This is a genomic window from Methylophilus sp. VKM B-3414 (genome assembly GCF_032248435.1).
In the GTDB taxonomy this organism is placed as follows: Bacteria; Pseudomonadota; Gammaproteobacteria; order Burkholderiales; family Methylophilaceae; genus Methylophilus; species Methylophilus glucosoxydans.
Map to the genome: position 1 here is coordinate 32,280 of NZ_JAVTLI010000012.1, position 16,067 is coordinate 48,346.

Annotated in this window: 17 protein-coding genes; 7 read left to right on the top strand and 10 right to left on the bottom strand. The window is 52.6% G+C overall.

Going from position 1 to position 16,067, the window contains the following annotated elements:
* Nucleotides 1–12 precede the first annotated feature (12 nt).
* From glp to moaA, 3 genes are read right to left on the bottom strand one after another with little or no spacing between them, the layout of a single operon-like run.
* A complete protein-coding gene (gene glp, locus Q9292_RS12410; protein ID WP_313988550.1) occupies nt 13–1,281 on the bottom strand; it encodes a gephyrin-like molybdotransferase Glp in 1,269 nt (422 codons plus the stop codon).
* Nucleotides 1,278–1,856: a molybdenum cofactor guanylyltransferase MobA gene (mobA, locus tag Q9292_RS12415; protein ID WP_313988553.1), complete on the bottom strand. Its 579-nt coding sequence runs from the start codon at nt 1,854–1,856 to the stop codon at nt 1,278–1,280. The genes glp and mobA overlap by 4 nt, the downstream gene beginning before the upstream one ends.
* A complete protein-coding gene (gene moaA, locus Q9292_RS12420; protein ID WP_313988555.1) occupies nt 1,856–2,866 on the bottom strand; it encodes a GTP 3',8-cyclase MoaA in 1,011 nt (336 codons plus the stop codon). The genes mobA and moaA overlap by 1 nt, the downstream gene beginning before the upstream one ends.
* A gap of 131 nt (nt 2,867–2,997) precedes the next feature.
* On the opposite strand from moaA, the gene Q9292_RS12425 reads away from it, so the two are divergent.
* The 5 genes from Q9292_RS12425 to Q9292_RS12445 are packed head-to-tail and all read left to right on the top strand — an operon-like array spanning nt 2,998 to nt 9,103.
* A complete protein-coding gene (locus Q9292_RS12425) occupies nt 2,998–3,477 on the top strand; it encodes a formate dehydrogenase subunit gamma (RefSeq protein WP_313988557.1) in 480 nt (159 codons plus the stop codon).
* The gene (locus Q9292_RS12430; protein WP_313988560.1) at nt 3,470–5,035 is read left to right on the top strand and encodes an NADH-quinone oxidoreductase subunit NuoF; all 1,566 of its coding nucleotides are present in this window, start codon (nt 3,470–3,472) and stop codon (nt 5,033–5,035) included. The genes Q9292_RS12425 and Q9292_RS12430 overlap by 8 nt, the downstream gene beginning before the upstream one ends.
* An 18-nt stretch (nt 5,036–5,053) precedes the next feature.
* Nucleotides 5,054–7,945 (top strand): formate dehydrogenase subunit alpha, encoded by a 2,892-nt coding sequence (gene fdhF, locus Q9292_RS12435; protein WP_313988562.1) that lies wholly within the window; start codon nt 5,054–5,056, stop codon nt 7,943–7,945.
* Entirely contained in the window at nt 7,945–8,850 is a 906-nt protein-coding gene (gene fdhD / locus Q9292_RS12440; protein ID WP_313988564.1) for a formate dehydrogenase accessory sulfurtransferase FdhD, read from the top strand. Before fdhF ends, fdhD begins: the two co-directional genes overlap by 1 nt.
* The gene (locus tag Q9292_RS12445) at nt 8,834–9,103 is read left to right on the top strand and encodes a formate dehydrogenase subunit delta (RefSeq protein WP_313988566.1); all 270 of its coding nucleotides are present in this window, start codon (nt 8,834–8,836) and stop codon (nt 9,101–9,103) included. The genes fdhD and Q9292_RS12445 overlap by 17 nt, the downstream gene beginning before the upstream one ends.
* Nucleotides 9,104–9,145: 42 nt before the next feature.
* Here Q9292_RS12445 and Q9292_RS12450 read toward each other — a convergent pair whose 3' ends face one another.
* The 4 genes from Q9292_RS12450 to trxA form a co-directional block, all read right to left on the bottom strand.
* Nucleotides 9,146–10,831 (bottom strand): glycosyl transferase, encoded by a 1,686-nt coding sequence (locus Q9292_RS12450; RefSeq protein ID WP_313988568.1) that lies wholly within the window; start codon nt 10,829–10,831, stop codon nt 9,146–9,148.
* A gap of 124 nt (nt 10,832–10,955) precedes the next feature.
* Nucleotides 10,956–11,156: a 50S ribosomal protein L31 gene (rpmE, locus tag Q9292_RS12455; RefSeq protein ID WP_018987393.1), complete on the bottom strand. Its 201-nt coding sequence runs from the start codon at nt 11,154–11,156 to the stop codon at nt 10,956–10,958.
* Between the two features lie 103 nt (nt 11,157–11,259).
* The gene (rho, locus tag Q9292_RS12460; RefSeq protein WP_194749173.1) at nt 11,260–12,519 is read right to left on the bottom strand and encodes a transcription termination factor Rho; all 1,260 of its coding nucleotides are present in this window, start codon (nt 12,517–12,519) and stop codon (nt 11,260–11,262) included.
* 81 nt (nt 12,520–12,600) lie between these two features.
* A complete protein-coding gene (gene trxA / locus Q9292_RS12465; RefSeq protein ID WP_194749174.1) occupies nt 12,601–12,927 on the bottom strand; it encodes a thioredoxin TrxA in 327 nt (108 codons plus the stop codon).
* Between the two features lie 323 nt (nt 12,928–13,250).
* Here trxA and Q9292_RS12470 point away from each other — a divergent pair, with 323 nt between their 5' ends.
* Entirely contained in the window at nt 13,251–13,697 is a 447-nt protein-coding gene (locus tag Q9292_RS12470) for a TlpA disulfide reductase family protein (RefSeq protein WP_313988572.1), read from the top strand.
* A 1-nt stretch (nt 13,698) separates the two neighbouring features.
* On the opposite strand, the gene Q9292_RS12475 is transcribed toward Q9292_RS12470, so the two are convergent.
* From Q9292_RS12475 to Q9292_RS12485, 3 genes are all read right to left on the bottom strand, one after another.
* Nucleotides 13,699–13,986, bottom strand: coding sequence for a DUF3579 domain-containing protein (locus tag Q9292_RS12475; RefSeq protein ID WP_194749175.1), 288 nt, complete (start codon nt 13,984–13,986; stop codon nt 13,699–13,701).
* A gap of 125 nt (nt 13,987–14,111) precedes the next feature.
* Nucleotides 14,112–14,681, bottom strand: coding sequence for a BON domain-containing protein (locus Q9292_RS12480; protein WP_313988576.1), 570 nt, complete (start codon nt 14,679–14,681; stop codon nt 14,112–14,114).
* A 79-nt stretch (nt 14,682–14,760) separates the two neighbouring features.
* A complete protein-coding gene (locus tag Q9292_RS12485; protein ID WP_313988580.1) occupies nt 14,761–15,117 on the bottom strand; it encodes a YraN family protein in 357 nt (118 codons plus the stop codon).
* 92 nt (nt 15,118–15,209) lie between these two features.
* Here Q9292_RS12485 and rsmI point away from each other — a divergent pair, with 92 nt between their 5' ends.
* A complete protein-coding gene (gene rsmI, locus Q9292_RS12490; protein ID WP_313988582.1) occupies nt 15,210–16,067 on the top strand; it encodes a 16S rRNA (cytidine(1402)-2'-O)-methyltransferase in 858 nt (285 codons plus the stop codon).

The following is a 16,067-nucleotide window of genomic DNA, read 5'->3' on the forward strand; positions in this document are numbered from 1 at the left end:
TACAAGGATGCCTTAGAAAATGCCGGTGAAAGGTTGCACTTCAACCCAACTGCCTGCGGGTAGCGGCCCTGAGGCTTCATCGAGCAAGATGAAGCAATTGGCCTGACTCATGCTACTTAAAATACCGGAGCCCTGCTCGCCTGTGGTTTTTACCTTCCAGTCTGCACCGTCATTAAACAGGATACCGCGCTGAAACTCGGTACGACCTGCGGCCTTTTTAATCGGGCTCACGCACGCGACCTTGAAGGAAGGTTGCGCGCGCTCATGGCTTCCCATCAAGGTCTTTAACGCCGTTTGCACAAACTGGTAAAACGTTACCATCGTGGCGACCGGATTGCCGGGCAAGCCAAAATAATGCGCTTGTCCCAGCTTGCCATAAGCCAGCGGTCGCCCTGGCTTCATGTTGATTTTCCAGAACAGCACCTGACCATGGGTGGCGAGCAGTTGTTTCATGAAGTCCGCTTCCCCCACCGACACGCCGCCACTGGTGATGACCACATCAAAGCGGGCGGCGGCTTGCAATAGGGTGTGCTCCAAGGCTTGGGGATTGTCGGCAATATTGCCCAGGTCCTCGACCTCTGCGCCCAGGGCTTGCAACATGCCCCACAGGCTATAGCGATTACTGTCGTAAATTTGTCCGGCTTGCAAGGGCTGGCCGACGCTCACCAGTTCATCGCCCGTGGTAAAAAAAGCCACTTTAAGACGTCGGTAAACCTCAATTTCTGCGACACCCAGCGAGGCGAGCAAGCCCATGTCTGCCGGTTGCAACGTGTGGCCAGTAGCAAGGACGGTTTGTCCGATAGCGATGTCTTCACCCAGTAGGCGAATATTGGCGCCTTTGCCAGGCAATTTTTGGATGCTGACATGCTCGCCGGTCACTGTTGCATGCTCTTGCATCACGACGGTGTCAGCGTCTGCCGGAATCACTGCACCGGTCATGATTTTGATACAGCCGCCCGCAGGAATCGTGCCGTTAAAAGGCTTGCCGGCAAACGCCGTGCCGACGATACGCAATGGCTGCGAGGCTTCAGCGAGCCTGAAAGCAAAGCCATCCATGGCTGAATTGTTGTGACCTGGCACATTGAGTGTAGAGGCAATAGGGCTGGCGAGCACCCGTCCCAAGGCTTGTTTAATCGAAAGGCGTTCGGTCTGTTGCACAGGCGTCAGGAATTGTTGAATGTATTGTCGCGCTTGCGATACCGACATGGCATTGGGGTCATAATCCTCTGCGCCCGCCGGGTCGTGGGCCAATTGACGTAATAAATCTGGTGTCTGGTTCATAGCGATGATGATGGCCGTTCATTAATGTTAGTAAACGCTTGCTCATCTTCAAAGCTCACGAATACATGTGGATGTTGCGCTTGCCATGCGCTCACTTTGCGCTGGCCTTGCTCGAGAAAATGATCCAAATGCTCGCGCAGGGCGCGTGGCATCAGGCAGAAAACGGGGTGTGTTCCACTCTGGCTGCGTGCAATGGCCAGCCCATTGGCTTGCTTGTGCAGGTGTTGTGTTTGTTCCAGGGCAGTCTTGAGGCGACTGACCAGATCCAGCGGCAGCAGCGGCGAATCGCAGGGGACACTCACAATCCATTCGGTGCTGGCATGATGCATCCCTGCTTGCATGCCTGCCAAAGGCCCGTCAAATTGGTCATTGGCATCTGCGACCACAGGGATGCCAAAACGCTGGTACTCGTTCAGATGGCGGTTGGCATTGATGATGACATGATTCACTTGCGGCTGGATGCGCTCCAGCACATGCGCGACCAGAGGTTTGCCCTGGTAATCCACCAGGCCTTTGTCCACGCCCCCCATGCGCAAGCCACGCCCCCCGGCAAGAATCACTGCGGTAATCTGCATTAACCACCTGTGTGCGACATAAAACGGATCACAGCGGGTCCTGCACGCTGTAAATCAAAGTCATGGCCTTTGGGTTTGATGTGCATGCCGTGCAAAATTGCTTCTACCAGGGGTTGGTCATCGTCGGGATGCGCACGCAACAGCGGTAATAAATTCACCTGATGGTCCTGGCCCAGGCATAAAAACAATTCTCCCTGGCAGGTAATGCGTACCCGGTTGCAATTTTCACAAAAATTGTGGCTATGCGGTGAAATAAAGCCGATCCTGGTCGCTTGGCCATTGACCTGCCAGTAGCGCGCGGGGCCGCCTGTTTGATGGGTGCTCGGCGTCAGTGAGAACTTACTTTTAAGCAGTGCCAGGGTGTCTTTATTGCTGACGCAGCTCTGTTCACGGTCGTGCGCCACTTCGCCCAAGGGCATCTCTTCAATAAAGCTGATATCTATGCGTTTTTGAATGGCGAAGTTCACCAGGGCTTCGGCTTCATCGTCATTGATGCCGCGCATCAATACCGAATTGAGCTTTATGTTTTCAAAACCGGCGGCGATGGCTGCTTCAAGACCGCCCAGCACTTTGGATAACTCACCTACCCGGGTGATCGCCTTGAAGCGGTCAGCCTGCAAGCTGTCGATAGAAATATTGATGCGTTTGACGCCTGCCGCCTTCAATGCCTGCGCGTATTTATCCAGTTGGCTGCCATTGGTGGTAATGACACACTCCTCCAGACCGGGCAAATGTCCAATTTCCTCAAACAGCCACAGTGCATTTTTGCGCACCAGCGGTTCGCCGCCGGTGATGCGAACTTTACGCACGCCCATACGGACAAACAATTTAACCAAGCGTGCACACTCTTCAAGTGACATGACCTCGTGACGGGGTAGAAACGTCATGTCCTCTGCCATGCAGTATTGGCAGCGGAAATCGCAGCGGTCAGTAATCGACAGGCGTATGTAGTCCACCTGTCGGCCAAACTGGTCGATCAATTGGGTGGGTAGAGTGGCTGGCGTATGCATTGCGATCATTAAAATTTAAAGTAATCAGCATTTTATGCCCTTTTTTTGCTTTAACAAGGCATAAATAGAGGATATGATGCCAAGGTGATAGAATGTAACTGAATTGTAACTCGTTAAGATGTGAGGTCGGTTTGGATAACACATTAAGCCATGAACAGCATGCGCAAATACAAGCGCATATTCAAGCACACCAGCATGTACCGGGCGGCTTAATGCCTCTGTTACATGCGATTCAGGATGATATTGGCTATGTGCCGGAAACTGTCTATCCTGACATTGCCAAAGCCCTGGCGCTCTCGGTGGCCGAGGTGCACGGCGTGGTGAGTTTCTATCATCATTTCCGTACGCATCCGGTCGGCAAGCATGTGTTGCAAGTCTGCCGCGCGGAATCCTGCCAGGCCATGGGTTCAGAGAAGCTTGAAGCCGAATTAAAAGCCAGGCTAGGCGTGGACTATCATCAAACTACCGCTGACGGCACACTGACCTTGCTCCCGGTCTATTGTCTGGGTAATTGCGGCTGTTCCCCTGCCGTCATGCTCGATGAAGAAGTCTATGGCCGCATGAATACGCAAAAAGTGACTGAACTGATTGCCGAGGTATGTCATGGTTAAGATCTATGTCCCAATCGACTCGACAGCACTGTCTTTGGGTGCTGAGCGTACCGCGAAAAAAATCATCCAGGAAGCCCAGGCGCGAGGCCTCGAGATTACGCTGGTGCGTAATGGCTCTCGTGGCCTGTTCTGGCTGGAACCTCTGGTAGAAGTAGAGAGTGCGCAAGGGCGCGTCGCTTTTGGCCCGGTGTCGCCCGCAGACGTCGCAGGTTTGTTTGATGCAGGGTTTACTCAGCCCTTGGCAGGCCAGGCGAAAGCCCATCCCTTATATCTCGGCTTGACTGAAGAGCTGGCTTGGCTCAAAAAACAGCAACGACTGACCTTTGCACGGGTGGGGGTCACTGACCCCTTGTCTCTTGAGGACTACCTCGCGCATGATGGCTATCAAGGACTCAAAAATGCGCTGACCATGTCCGGCGCTGACATAGTCAAAGCGGTGACTGACTCAGGCTTGCGTGGCCGGGGTGGTGCCGCTTTTCCGACCGGCATCAAGTGGAATACCGTGCTCAATGCGCCCGCTGAACAAAAATACGTCGTCTGTAATGCGGATGAGGGCGATTCCGGCACCTATTCTGACCGCATGATCATGGAAGACGATCCGTTTGTGCTGATTGAAGGCATGACCATCGCTGGCATTGCGGTCGGCGCAACGCAGGGCTATATCTACTTGCGCAGTGAATATCCGCATGCCTTGAAAACACTGAATGAGGCGATCCGCAAGGCCAATCTTGCCGGGTATCTGGGCGAGAATATTCAGGGCTCAGGCCGTACGTTTCACCTGGAGGTGCGCCGAGCGGCAGGCGCTTATGTGTGTGGCGAAGAGACTTCTTTACTCGAAAGCCTGGAAGGCAAGCGAGGACTGGTGCGCTTCAAGCCGCCACTGCCTGCCATTGAAGGCTTGTTTGGCAAGCCGACCATTGTCAATAACGTGATTTCGCTGGCTACCGTACCGATTATTCTGGATAAGGGTGCGCAATACTATGCGGATTACGGCATGGGGCGTTCACGTGGCACCTTGCCTATCCAGCTGGCGGGCAATTTAAAACACACCGGCCTGGTCGAACTGGCATTTGGTGCGACCTTGCGCGAATTGCTCTACAACTATGGTGGTGGTTCAGCGACTGGGCGGCCGATTCGCGCCGTGCAAGTCGGCGGTCCGCTAGGGGCCTATTTGCCAGAGAGTCAGTTTGATACACCACTGGATTATGAAGAGTTTGGCAAAATCTGGGCGGTACTCGGTCACGGCGGCATCGTTGCTTTTGATGACAGTGTCGATATGGCGAAAATGGCCCGCTATGCCTTTGAGTTTTGCGCCGAGGAAAGCTGCGGCAAATGTACGCCATGCCGGATCGGCTCTACCCGTGGCGTAGAGGTGATGGACAAGATTATGCTGGGCAACAATCGCGCCAAGCAAGTGCATTTGTTGCGTGATTTGTCTGAGACCATGCTTAACGGTTCTCTGTGCGCCTTGGGCGGGATGACGCCTTACCCGGTCTTGAGCGCATTGAACCATTTCCCTGAAGACTTTGGATTAAGTGGTAAAGAGGCTGCAGCCTAGGCAGCAAAGGACATTATTATGGACGATATCAAGTATTCCTCTTCGCAGCCGCAATCCCTCAAGTATGACCCAGACAAGGATTACGGTACGCCAAAATCAGACAGCGCAGTGATGGTGACCCTCAATATCGATGGGGTGGATGTTACTGTGCCCGAGGGCAGTTCTATCATGCATGCGGCGCAGTTGGGCGGCGTCACCGTGCCCAAGCTCTGTGCTACCGATTCCTTGGAGCCGTTTGGTTCCTGCCGTCTTTGTCTGGTCGAGATCGAAGGCCGTCGCGGCTATCCGGCCTCTTGCACGACGCCAGTCGCACCAGGGCTTAAGGTGAAGACGCAAACCCCTAAATTGGCGGATGTGCGCCGGGGCGTCATGGAATTATATATTTCTGACCATCCGCTGGATTGCCTGACCTGTGGCGCCAATGGGGATTGCGAGTTGCAGGACATGGCTGGTGCGGTCGGTTTGCGTGAAGTCCGCTATGGCTACGAAGGCGAAAATCATCTGGGCCAGGCCAAAGATGAGTCCAATCCCTACTTCACCTTTGATCCTTCCAAATGTATTGTCTGTTCACGTTGCGTGCGGGCTTGTGAAGAAACACAGGGCACCTTTGCCTTGACCATTCAAGGTCGCGGCTTTGACAGCAAGGTTTCGGCAGGCAGCAAAGACTTTCTGGAGTCAGAATGTGTCTCCTGTGGTGCGTGTGTGCAAGCCTGTCCGACCGCCACATTAATGGAAAAAACCGTGATTGAGGCAGGCACGCCTGAGCACAAAGTGACAACGACTTGTGCCTATTGTGGCGTTGGTTGCAGTTTTGATGCAGAAATGAAAGGTGAGCAGGTTGTCCGCATGACGCCGAGCAAAGCAGGCGGCGCCAACCATGGTCACAGTTGCGTCAAAGGCCGCTTTGCCTGGGGCTATGCGACGCATGCGGATCGCATTACCACGCCCATGATACGCAAGAGTATTCATGATCCCTGGCAAAAAGTGAGCTGGGATGAGGCAATTAATTATGCCGCCAGTGAAATTCAGCGTATCCAGCAAACCTATGGCAAAGAGGCCGTGGGCGGAATTACTTCCAGTCGTTGCACCAATGAAGAAGTCTATGTCACACAAAAACTGATCCGTGCCGTGTTCGGTGTGAATAACGTCGATACCTGTGCCCGTGTGTGCCACAGCCCGACTGGCTATGGCCTCAAGCAAACCCTGGGTGAGTCCGCGGGCACACAGACCTTCGATTCCGTGATGAAATCAGATGTGATTTTCGTCATGGGGGCCAACCCTACCGATGGTCACCCGGTGTTTGGCTCACTGATGAAACGCCGTCTGCGTGAAGGGGCCAAGTTGATTATCGTCGATCCACGTGAAATCGACCTGGTTGCTAATTCTCCCCATATTCGTGCCGACTACCATCTCAAGCTGCGGCCTGGGACCAATGTGGCCATGATTTCAGCCATTTCACATGTGATTGTGGCTGAAGGGTTGGTGCAAGAGGAATTTGTTAAAGCGCGCTGCGAATGGGATTCTTATGTGGCCTGGCGTGATTTTGCCGCCAAGCCTGAAAACTCTCCAGAAGCACTGGAAAAAGAATTGGGCGTGCCTGCCAAAGAGGTGAGAGAAGCTGCGCGCTTGTATGCCACCGGCGGCAATGCGGCAATTTACTACGGGTTAGGGGTCACCGAGCACAGTCAAGGTTCGACCGCGGTGATGGGCATAGCCAACCTGGCGATGGCAACCGGCAATGTCGGGCGTGAAGGCGTGGGTGTGAATCCCTTGCGTGGTCAAAACAATGTACAAGGCTCTTGTGACATGGGCTCCATGCCGCATGAGTTTCCTGGCTACCGTCATGTGTCTGATGATGAAACTCGGGCGCAGTTCGAGCAGGCATGGGGTGTCAAACTGAGCGCTGACCCCGGGCTGCGTATTCCCAATATGCTGGACTTGGCCGCTGAAGGCAGTTTTAAAGCGGTGTATTGCGTGGGTGAGGATATTGCCCAGTCAGACCCTGACACCCAGCACGTGACCCATGCACTGGAGAATATGGAATGTGTGATTGTGCAGGACTTGTTCCTGAACGAAACTGCCAAATTCGCGCATGTATTCTTCCCGGGGGCGTCCTTCCTTGAGAAAAACGGGACCTTTACCAATGCCGAACGCCGCATTTCCCCAGTGCGTAAAGTCATGACCCCCAAGAATGGGATGGAAGATTGGGAGATTACTGCCAGATTCTCGGCCGCCTTGGGTTACCCCATGCATTACGCCCATGCCAGCGAGATCATGGATGAAATCGCTGCCTTGACCCCTACATTTGCTGGGGTCAGCTTCAAGAAACTGGACGAGTTGGGCAGTATCCAGTGGCCCTGCAATGACGAGGCGCCAGAGGGGACGCCGACCATGCATGTGGATGCGTTTGTGCGCGGCAAGGGCAAGTTCTTTGTTACTCAATATGTGCCCACCACTGAGCGCGTCAACCAGAAATACCCATTGATCCTGACCACCGGCCGTATCCTGTCGCAATACAATGTGGGTGCACAAACCCGACGCACACAAAACGTGGTTTGGCATCATGAGGATGTGATCGAGATTCATCCGCACGATGCTGAGGATCGCGGGATTGTTGAAGGCGATTGGGTGGGGATTACCAGCCGCGCCGGGCAGACCGTGTTGCGCGCCAAGATTACCGAGCGGGTACAACCTGGCGTGGTCTATACCACCTTCCACCATCCTGAGTCCGGTGCCAATGTCATTACCACCGACAACTCGGATTGGGCGACCAATTGCCCAGAGTACAAGGTCACGGCAGTACAGGTGTCCAAGGTGAACCAGTTGTCTGATTGGCAGAAACAATATCGTTCATTCAGCGATACCCAGATTGAGTTGTCCGGCATGGATCCGCAGACGGTTGTTTCCTGATGAGCGAGGCCATTATTAAGGAGGCTGAGGCGCAATGTCGCCTGTCAGCCTATCAGGAAATGCCGGTGCAGCCTGCTGAGCAGGCAGTCACGACGCTGGCGGTGACGCGCTGGCGTCAGGGCGAAGTGACTGTGGTCGCCGATGCCTTGGCGCAAGAAGTCCCGATTGCGTTTGTGTACAACGGGATATCGCATGTGGTGATGATGGCCACGCCGGCAGACCTCGAAGATTTTGCCTATGGCTTTTCGTTTACCGAAGGCATTATTACTGCGCGCAAGCAGATTTATGGTGTAGAGGCTAAAGCGATTGAGGATGACGATGGTCAATTACAAGGCGTTGAACTGCACATAGAATTAGCCACAGAACAATTTGTTTTGCTTAAAGCGCAGCGCCGTAATCTGACTGGCCGCACGGGTTGTGGCTTATGCGGCGCAGAAAGTTTGCAACAAGTATTCAAGCATCCTGGCATGACGGCATCAGCGCCCACCAGACTGGATGCGGCCGTGATAGCCAACGCGCTGGCTTGCTTGCAATCACAGCAGCCACTGCAACAGATGACAGGCGCAACGCATGCCACAGCACTTGCCGACAAACAGGGCAACATTGTGTGCGTGCGGGAAGATGTCGGCAGGCATAATGCGCTGGATAAACTGATCGGTTGCTTGTTGCGCCAGCAAGTCGAGTGGTCTGCATGCTGGCTGGATCACTGGGTGCTGACGACCAGTCGCGCCAGTTACGAAATGGTACAGAAAGTGTCGATGGCCGGTGGTCAGGTGTTGGTGGCCATGTCTGCGCCCACCGCCCTCGCCGTCAACCTGGCCAAGGAATATGGTTTTTTACTGGTTGGCTTTGCCAGAGCAGGCCAATGTGTTGTGTATAGTGGTGAGCTTGGCCAAACAAGCTAAGCCGGATAGTCACTGGAAAGCGTGTAGAGAGATGGATGTCGAAAAGTTAATTAAAATGGCTAACCAGATTGGCGATTTTTTTGAGGCAAATCCTGATGCCGAGGAAGCGCAGCGTGAAATTGCCAGCCACCTGAAAAAATTCTGGAATTCGGTCATGATCAACAGCCTGGTTAGCCATGTGCAGCAGCATCAGGGGCAAGGCTTGCATCCGCAAGTGATTGCGGCCGTGCAGCAATATGTAAAATTGTCTTGAAGTGAACAGGGCGACCTGAAGGTCTGGTCGCCGTTTTCTGTATTACTTGTGGTTTCGCTGTAATAATCTGAAAGACTCGCGATTCTGGCGGGTCTGCTCCCCCTCCCAAATGACGCGCCATTCATCCCCGGGCAACACGTGGCGTTTTCCAGGCTGGTCTTCAATCAGGTACAAATCACAGTCTGCCGGTTTTGCAGTCGCCTGGGTTTGCAGGCGTATCTTGGCATGATAGTGCAATAACTCTTCTTGCGAGCTGCCTATGTTTTGCGCATAAATACATTGGTAATGCGTGGGCAAATGCTTGCGCAAGTCTTCAAACAGGGGCTGATAGGTGCGCGCCGCTTCTATCATCGGGAGCCAGAGACTCATGAATACGGTCCAGGCACAGGTCATGCCGATGGCCCAGTTCGTGGCGCTGGATCGGTTGGAGTGTTTGGAACGCAAGACAATAGATAACCAGATCAGGGTCACGGCTACCGCAATCGCACCGTAGAGCAGGCTGAATGGAATCATTTGCAGGCCGGACAGGTAGCTCAGACGCTGATACAGTTTGACGGGGGTGCCATTGAGCATGGCCCACCAACCCAGCCAGGCAATTGCAATCAACAGGCCAAACAAGATCAATCCAAACCAGTTTAAGGCACCCGCTGCGCCACGTTTGAGCGTTTCTATGCTGCCAGCTGCCAGCACGGTCAGCGGGACTAGCAAGGGCAAGGCATTCACTTCACTGCGGTCGCTATAAAAGCCGATCAGTACAAAGGCTACGGTAAAAAAGATCAGTCCCAATTGAAAGCGGTAGGTGCTCAGCACGCTCTGGCGAAAGCGCCAAACGCCCCACATGGCAAAAGGGAGTGCTGGCCAGGCATACCAGGCCAAGGTGCGGACAAAATAAGCATGCTTTGTCGGGAGTTGCACTTGCCATTGCGATTGCCACCATGTCTGCCAAAGTTCGGGGGCCCATTGCTGGCATAGCGAGCACCACAGCCAGATGCCAGGCACTGCAAGCAGCACGCCTGCCAGTAAGGCCTGGGATTGTGCGCGATGTTGACGAATGGCAGGCAATAGCAGCAGGCAAACCGTCGTCCCGATAATGGTGAGTGCAGGCAATACGCCACCCGCCAGAAATGAGATCAGCAAGCCTGCCCCTAGCAAACCTGCAGCACGTAATGGCTTGCGGATGACGAGTGCCAGGGCGTAAAACGCCATGGTGATGCCACTCAAGGCCGCCACGGCCGGCATCATGGTGTGTGCGCTCACCACCAACCCCAGGCAACCTATGAAAATGAAATTGGTTTGTCTGCCAACCCCAAAATTCCACAGCTCCCGCCCACTCAAGCCCATCATGATCAGTGTCAGCAACATCCAGACACCAACACTCAGTCGGGCTGCATCATGTATAGGTAAAAATGGGGAGAGCAGATGCGCAAAACCAGTTGCGACCCAGTAAAACAAGGGCGGGGTTTCCAGGGCAGGGTGGCCTGCCGATACTGGCGCAATCCAGTAGCCTTCGGTCCAGCTTTGCATGGACAGGAACGGATGTTCAAACAGGCTTTGGACGATACTGGCCGTCTGCGACTCGAACGGCTTCCAGGGTGAATGCCCTATCAGGCCCACGCACAACCAGATGGCACAGAGCAGGATCAGCAAATGTGTTTTTGCCCGCTCACCGACCTTGGCGCGCGGGGTAGCCATGTTTTCTTGCCAGTCGTGGTCAATGTAAAACTGCATGGTGGAATACAGATCGCGAAGTAAACGCCCTTAACAAGAACAGATTATTCAGCTCAAGCTTAATGCCTATAGATTAAAACAAAAAAGGCAGCCATGCTGCCTTTCTGGACGATCTTCGCCGAAATTACATGCCGTACTTTTGGCGGAATTTCTCAACGCGACCAGCGGTGTCCACGATCTTTTGTTTGCCAGTGTAGAACGGGTGGCACTGTGAACAGACTTCAATGTTCAAGTCTTTACCGTTAGTAGAACGGGTTTTAAATTTGTTGCCACAGCTACATGTGACGTTGATTTCCGGGTAATTTGGGTGAATATCAGCTTTCATGCTTTCTCTCTAATCTTAAGCAGTTGCAGTAAACGCGCGATTATCTATGAATTCGTCTGCTTTATCAAGCACAATCTCAAAAATATTTGTATCGTTGGCAGCATTAGCCGCGACGCATACTGTCAAAAAAGTCGTTGTTGCTCTTGGTGGCCTTGATTTTATCAAGCAAGAACTCCATCGCCTCGAGGTCGTCCATGGGGTAGAGCAATTTGCGCAATACCCAGATTTTCTGCAATACATCTTTATCCAGCAACAGCTCTTCGCGGCGGGTGCCGGACTTGTTGACGTTGATCGCCGGATAAGTACGTTTCTCGGCCATGCGTCTATCCAGATGGATTTCCATGTTGCCGGTGCCTTTGAATTCTTCGTAGATCACATCGTCCATGCGTGAGCCGGTATCAACCAGCGCCGTGGCAATGATGGTCAGTGAGCCGCCTTCTTCGACGTTACGTGCCGCACCAAAGAAGCGTTTGGGTTTTTGCAGGGCATTGGCGTCCACACCACCAGTCAAGACCTTGCCGGAAGACGGGATCACCGTATTGTACGCACGCGCCAAACGCGTGATGGAGTCGAGCAGGATGACGACATCTTTTTTGTGCTCAACCAGGCGTTTCGCTTTTTCCAGCACCATTTCAGCCACTTGTACGTGGCGGGTGGCCGGTTCGTCAAAGGTTGAAGCCACTACTTCGCCACGCACTGAGCGGGTCATCTCTGTCACTTCTTCCGGGCGCTCGTCGATCAGCAATACAATCAGAATACAGTCAGGATGGTTAGCCGTAATCGCGTGTGCAATATTTTGCAGCATGACCGTTTTACCGCTTTTCGGACTGGCGACCAGCAAGGCGCGCTGACCTTTACCAATAGGTGCAATCATGTCGATCACACGGCTGGTGATGTTCTCTTCACCGCGGATATCGCGTTCCAGCGTCAGTGGGATGGTCGGGAATAGCGGGGTCAGGTTCTCGAACAGAATCTTGTGTTTGGTATTCTCGGGTGCCTCGGCATTGACGCTGTCTACCTTGACCAGTGCAAAGTAACGTTCGCCTTCTTTAGGCGTGCGGATTTCACCTTGAATGCTATCACCGGTGTGCAGGTTGAAGCGGCGAATCTGTGAAGGGGAGACGTAAATGTCGTCCGGACCTGCCAGGTAGGAGGTATCGGGTGAGCGCAAAAAGCCAAATCCGTCAGGCAACACTTCCAGCGTGCCATCACCAAAAATGCTGTCGCCCTTTTTTGCCTTGTTTTTAAGGATGGCAAAAATGAGATCCTGCTTGCGCATACGGCTCGCATTTTCAATGTCGTTGGCGATCGCCATTTCGACCAGTTCGGTCACAGGAAGGTGTTTAAGGTCGGATAGGTGCATGAATAACTCGCAAGATTGAAAAACATCTGAGAGATTGAAAAGGAAACCCGGTTTCGCAGACGTTGAAACCGGGTAAAGAAGTTAGATGTTGCTGTCGATGAACGCGCTGAGCTGAGATTTGGACAAGGCGCCCACTTTGGTGGCTTCAACATTGCCGTTTTTGAATAACATCAGTGTGGGAATGCCACGGATACCATATTTAGGCGGTGTGTTCTGGTTGTCATCAATGTTGAGCTTGGCAACTTTCAGGCGACCCGCATACTCTTTGCTGATCTCATCCAAAATCGGCGCAATCATCTTGCAAGGTCCGCACCATTCTGCCCAGTAATCAACCAGTACCGGAATCGTGGATTGCAATACTTCTTGTTCAAAGCTGGCGTCGCTTAAATGGGTAATGTTGTCGCTCATTATTGCCTCTTAAGATTGGTGAAGGATGTAAGTCAATAGTAGACAGGGTATCAACAGAAAAATTCTGAATGTGTTTGACTAAATATTGTTTAGGCTAAACGTTATTTGAATCAGTTGAATCAATTATTTTTGAATGAGTAATTTGCTGAAAACTGAAATTACTAAAAAGATTGCAGCTAGTATAGCAACAGTTTTCAAGCATAATCAAGTTTTTCCCTGCATTATTGTTTGTAAATGCGGCGTATCTTCATTAAAAACAAGAGGGCTTGATGTTATTTAACATGTTGCGCATCGGATGGCTGAGTCTATGGCTATTATCAAGCATGAGCGAGACCCAGGCGCAGGAGGCGACCAAGGACTGGGTGATGCAGGATATGGCTGGTCATAAACATCAGCTTTCCCAATACAAAGGGCGTTGGCTGGTGGTGAATTACTGGGCCCCCTGGTGTCCGCCCTGTCTTGAAGAAATGCCTGAACTGGTGACGTTTTATGATGCCCATGTTAATCAAAACGTGATGGTGCTCGGGGTGGCGGTCCAGTATGAGTCTGTGGCCTCAGTCAAGAAGTATGCCGATGATATGCTGATTTCTTATCCGGTGGTGCTCGGTGAGGCGCAAAAGCCGACGGCTCACAAGCCTGAAGTTTTGCCCACTACCTATATTTATGCGCCAGATGGCCGCTTGTATCAAGTTAAACGCGGCGCGTTGAGTCGCGCCTGGTTAGAGCAGTTACTCAAGGAATCCGCGTTTAATGTCCCCGTAAAGCCCTAGTCTAAATGTTGACTGCTTCGCCGGCTGGGTTGATTACGCTCAACTGGTTCTCTTTGGCAAACTGCATCAGCTGCTCAAAGCCAGCCGGATTCACATCTTTAAGCTTCATGTCCACAGACAGGCTGCGTACATTGTTGACCAGTTTTGGTTTCAAATAGGGCGAGTAGCGCAGCTTCTTGTCAACGCCAAAGCTGGCATAGGTGCTGCACATACGGTCTACCCAGTCGCTCGGGCGGAAAGGTTTGCCCGCCAGTGTGATGCCTTGAATAATAATTTCCTGAGTTTCCATGCGGATTCCTTAAAAAATACAAATTAATAGTCAGGGGTAAGCGTTATCAGTACGAGCACTGGGATGCATAAAAACCTCACAGAAGGACTGCAATGTTTGCGCATCGCGACTGATGCCGCCTATCCTTAGTTGGTATATTCGAAAACTTTGACCACCTTGCTCACGCCTTCGGTGCTTCTGGCGATTTCAACGGCATCATTGGCCTCTTTTTCAGAAACGATGCCCATCAGGTAAACCACACCGGCTTCGGTCACGACTTTAACGACATTGGCCGGAAACAGGTTTTCGCTGACAAAACGGGCTTTGACCTTGGTGGTGATGTAAGCATCATTGGTGCGGTCACTGATAGAAGAGGCAAAGCCTATGGTTAAGGCATTGTGTATGCTGCGTACGTTTGAGATTTCGCGGGTCAGCGTTTCAGCCTGGGCTTGTTGTCCGGCGTTAGGCACTTCGCCAGTCAGCAACACGATGCGGTTATAGCTGGTCACATTGATATGTGAAGCTTTATCCATATATTGCGACATGCGCTTCATCGTTTTGAGTTCAATATTCTCGTCTTCAACATAAATGCCTGAGGTGCGACGGTCTGCCGCCATTGAGCCACCGACTGCGGCACCGCCAACGACAGCCGGGAAGCAGCCTGTCAATTGCACGGTCAATAATACCAATGCGATCAGTGAGAGTTTTTTTGTCATGAGAATTCCTTGTGATGACTAGGTGAAACAAACGGATGAGCTAATGTGACAGGCATTCAAGCATAAAATTCTACGCTTTTTATGTGTCGATTGCATTACGAATCCATTCTGGCGATTGGTAGCGGCTGTTGTCAAACAGAATGGCATCAAACCGGCATGGCGGCTGGCGGTCAAGGCTTTGCAGGTAATATTGCGCGGCGCGCAGCAGTTTTTGCTGCTTGTGATAATGAATACTGTCGGCCGCACTGGTGAATGCCCGGTTGCTGCGCAAGCGCACTTCTACAAACACCAGCGTGTTCTTTTCGTGCATGATGAGGTCAATTTCGCCATAGCGGCAGCTGTAATTTTGTGTCACCAGGGTAAGGCCCTGCTGTTGCAGAAAGCGCACGGCGGCTTGTTCCGCAGCCAATCCCTGATTGTTTTGATTCAGCTTCATAGGGTTCTCACCAGAATAATGCCTGCATTTGGGTTGTTGAATACGCAATGAAACAACTTAGCGAAATGCCTGCGATGGCATAAAATAGCGCGATGACAGAGTCAGGCACATTATATGTAGTTGCGACGCCTATCGGCAATCTGGGCGATATCACGCAGCGCGCAATCAGCACATTGCAGCTGGTGGATGCGATTGCCGCAGAAGATACCCGGCATACGGTGGGGTTGTTAAGGCATTTGGGCATCAGCAAGCCTTTACTGGCGGTGCATGAACACAACGAGCAGCAATCGGCACAAGGCTTGATCAAGCGTCTGCAGGCTGGGGAGTCGATTGCTCTGGTGACCGATGCCGGTACACCTGCTGTCAGTGATCCTGGTGCGCTGGTAGTACACGCGGTGAGGCAGGCAGGATTGGCGGTGGTGCCGATTCCAGGCGTGAGCGCTGTCATTACGGCATTGTCGGCCGCAGGCATCGCACAGCCCGGTTTTTACTTTGAGGGTTTTTTGCCCGCCAGTGGCTCGCAGCGGCGCAAGCGGTTAGAGATATTGAAAACGCTTCCAACCACGCTGGTTTTTTATGAGGCACCGCACCGTATTGTGGAGTGTGTCACTGACCTGGCCGCTGTGCTGGGTGGTCACCGTCAGCTGACGCTGGCGCGCGAGCTGACCAAGACCTTCGAGACCATACACACCTGTGGCTTGGCCGAAGCGGTCGCCTGGTTGCAGGCAGACCCCAACCAGCAACGTGGCGAGTTTGTCTTGCTGCTACATGCTGATGTGCAGAAAAAAGCCGTGGGTCTGGATGACGAAACATTAAGGATACTGCAGCGCCTGTTGCAGGAGTTGCCACTCAAGCAGGCGGTGGCACTGGCAACTGATATCACCGGCCAGAAAAAAAATGAACTCTATGAAGCGGCGCTGGCGCTTAAGGCCGCCAATACTCATGAATAA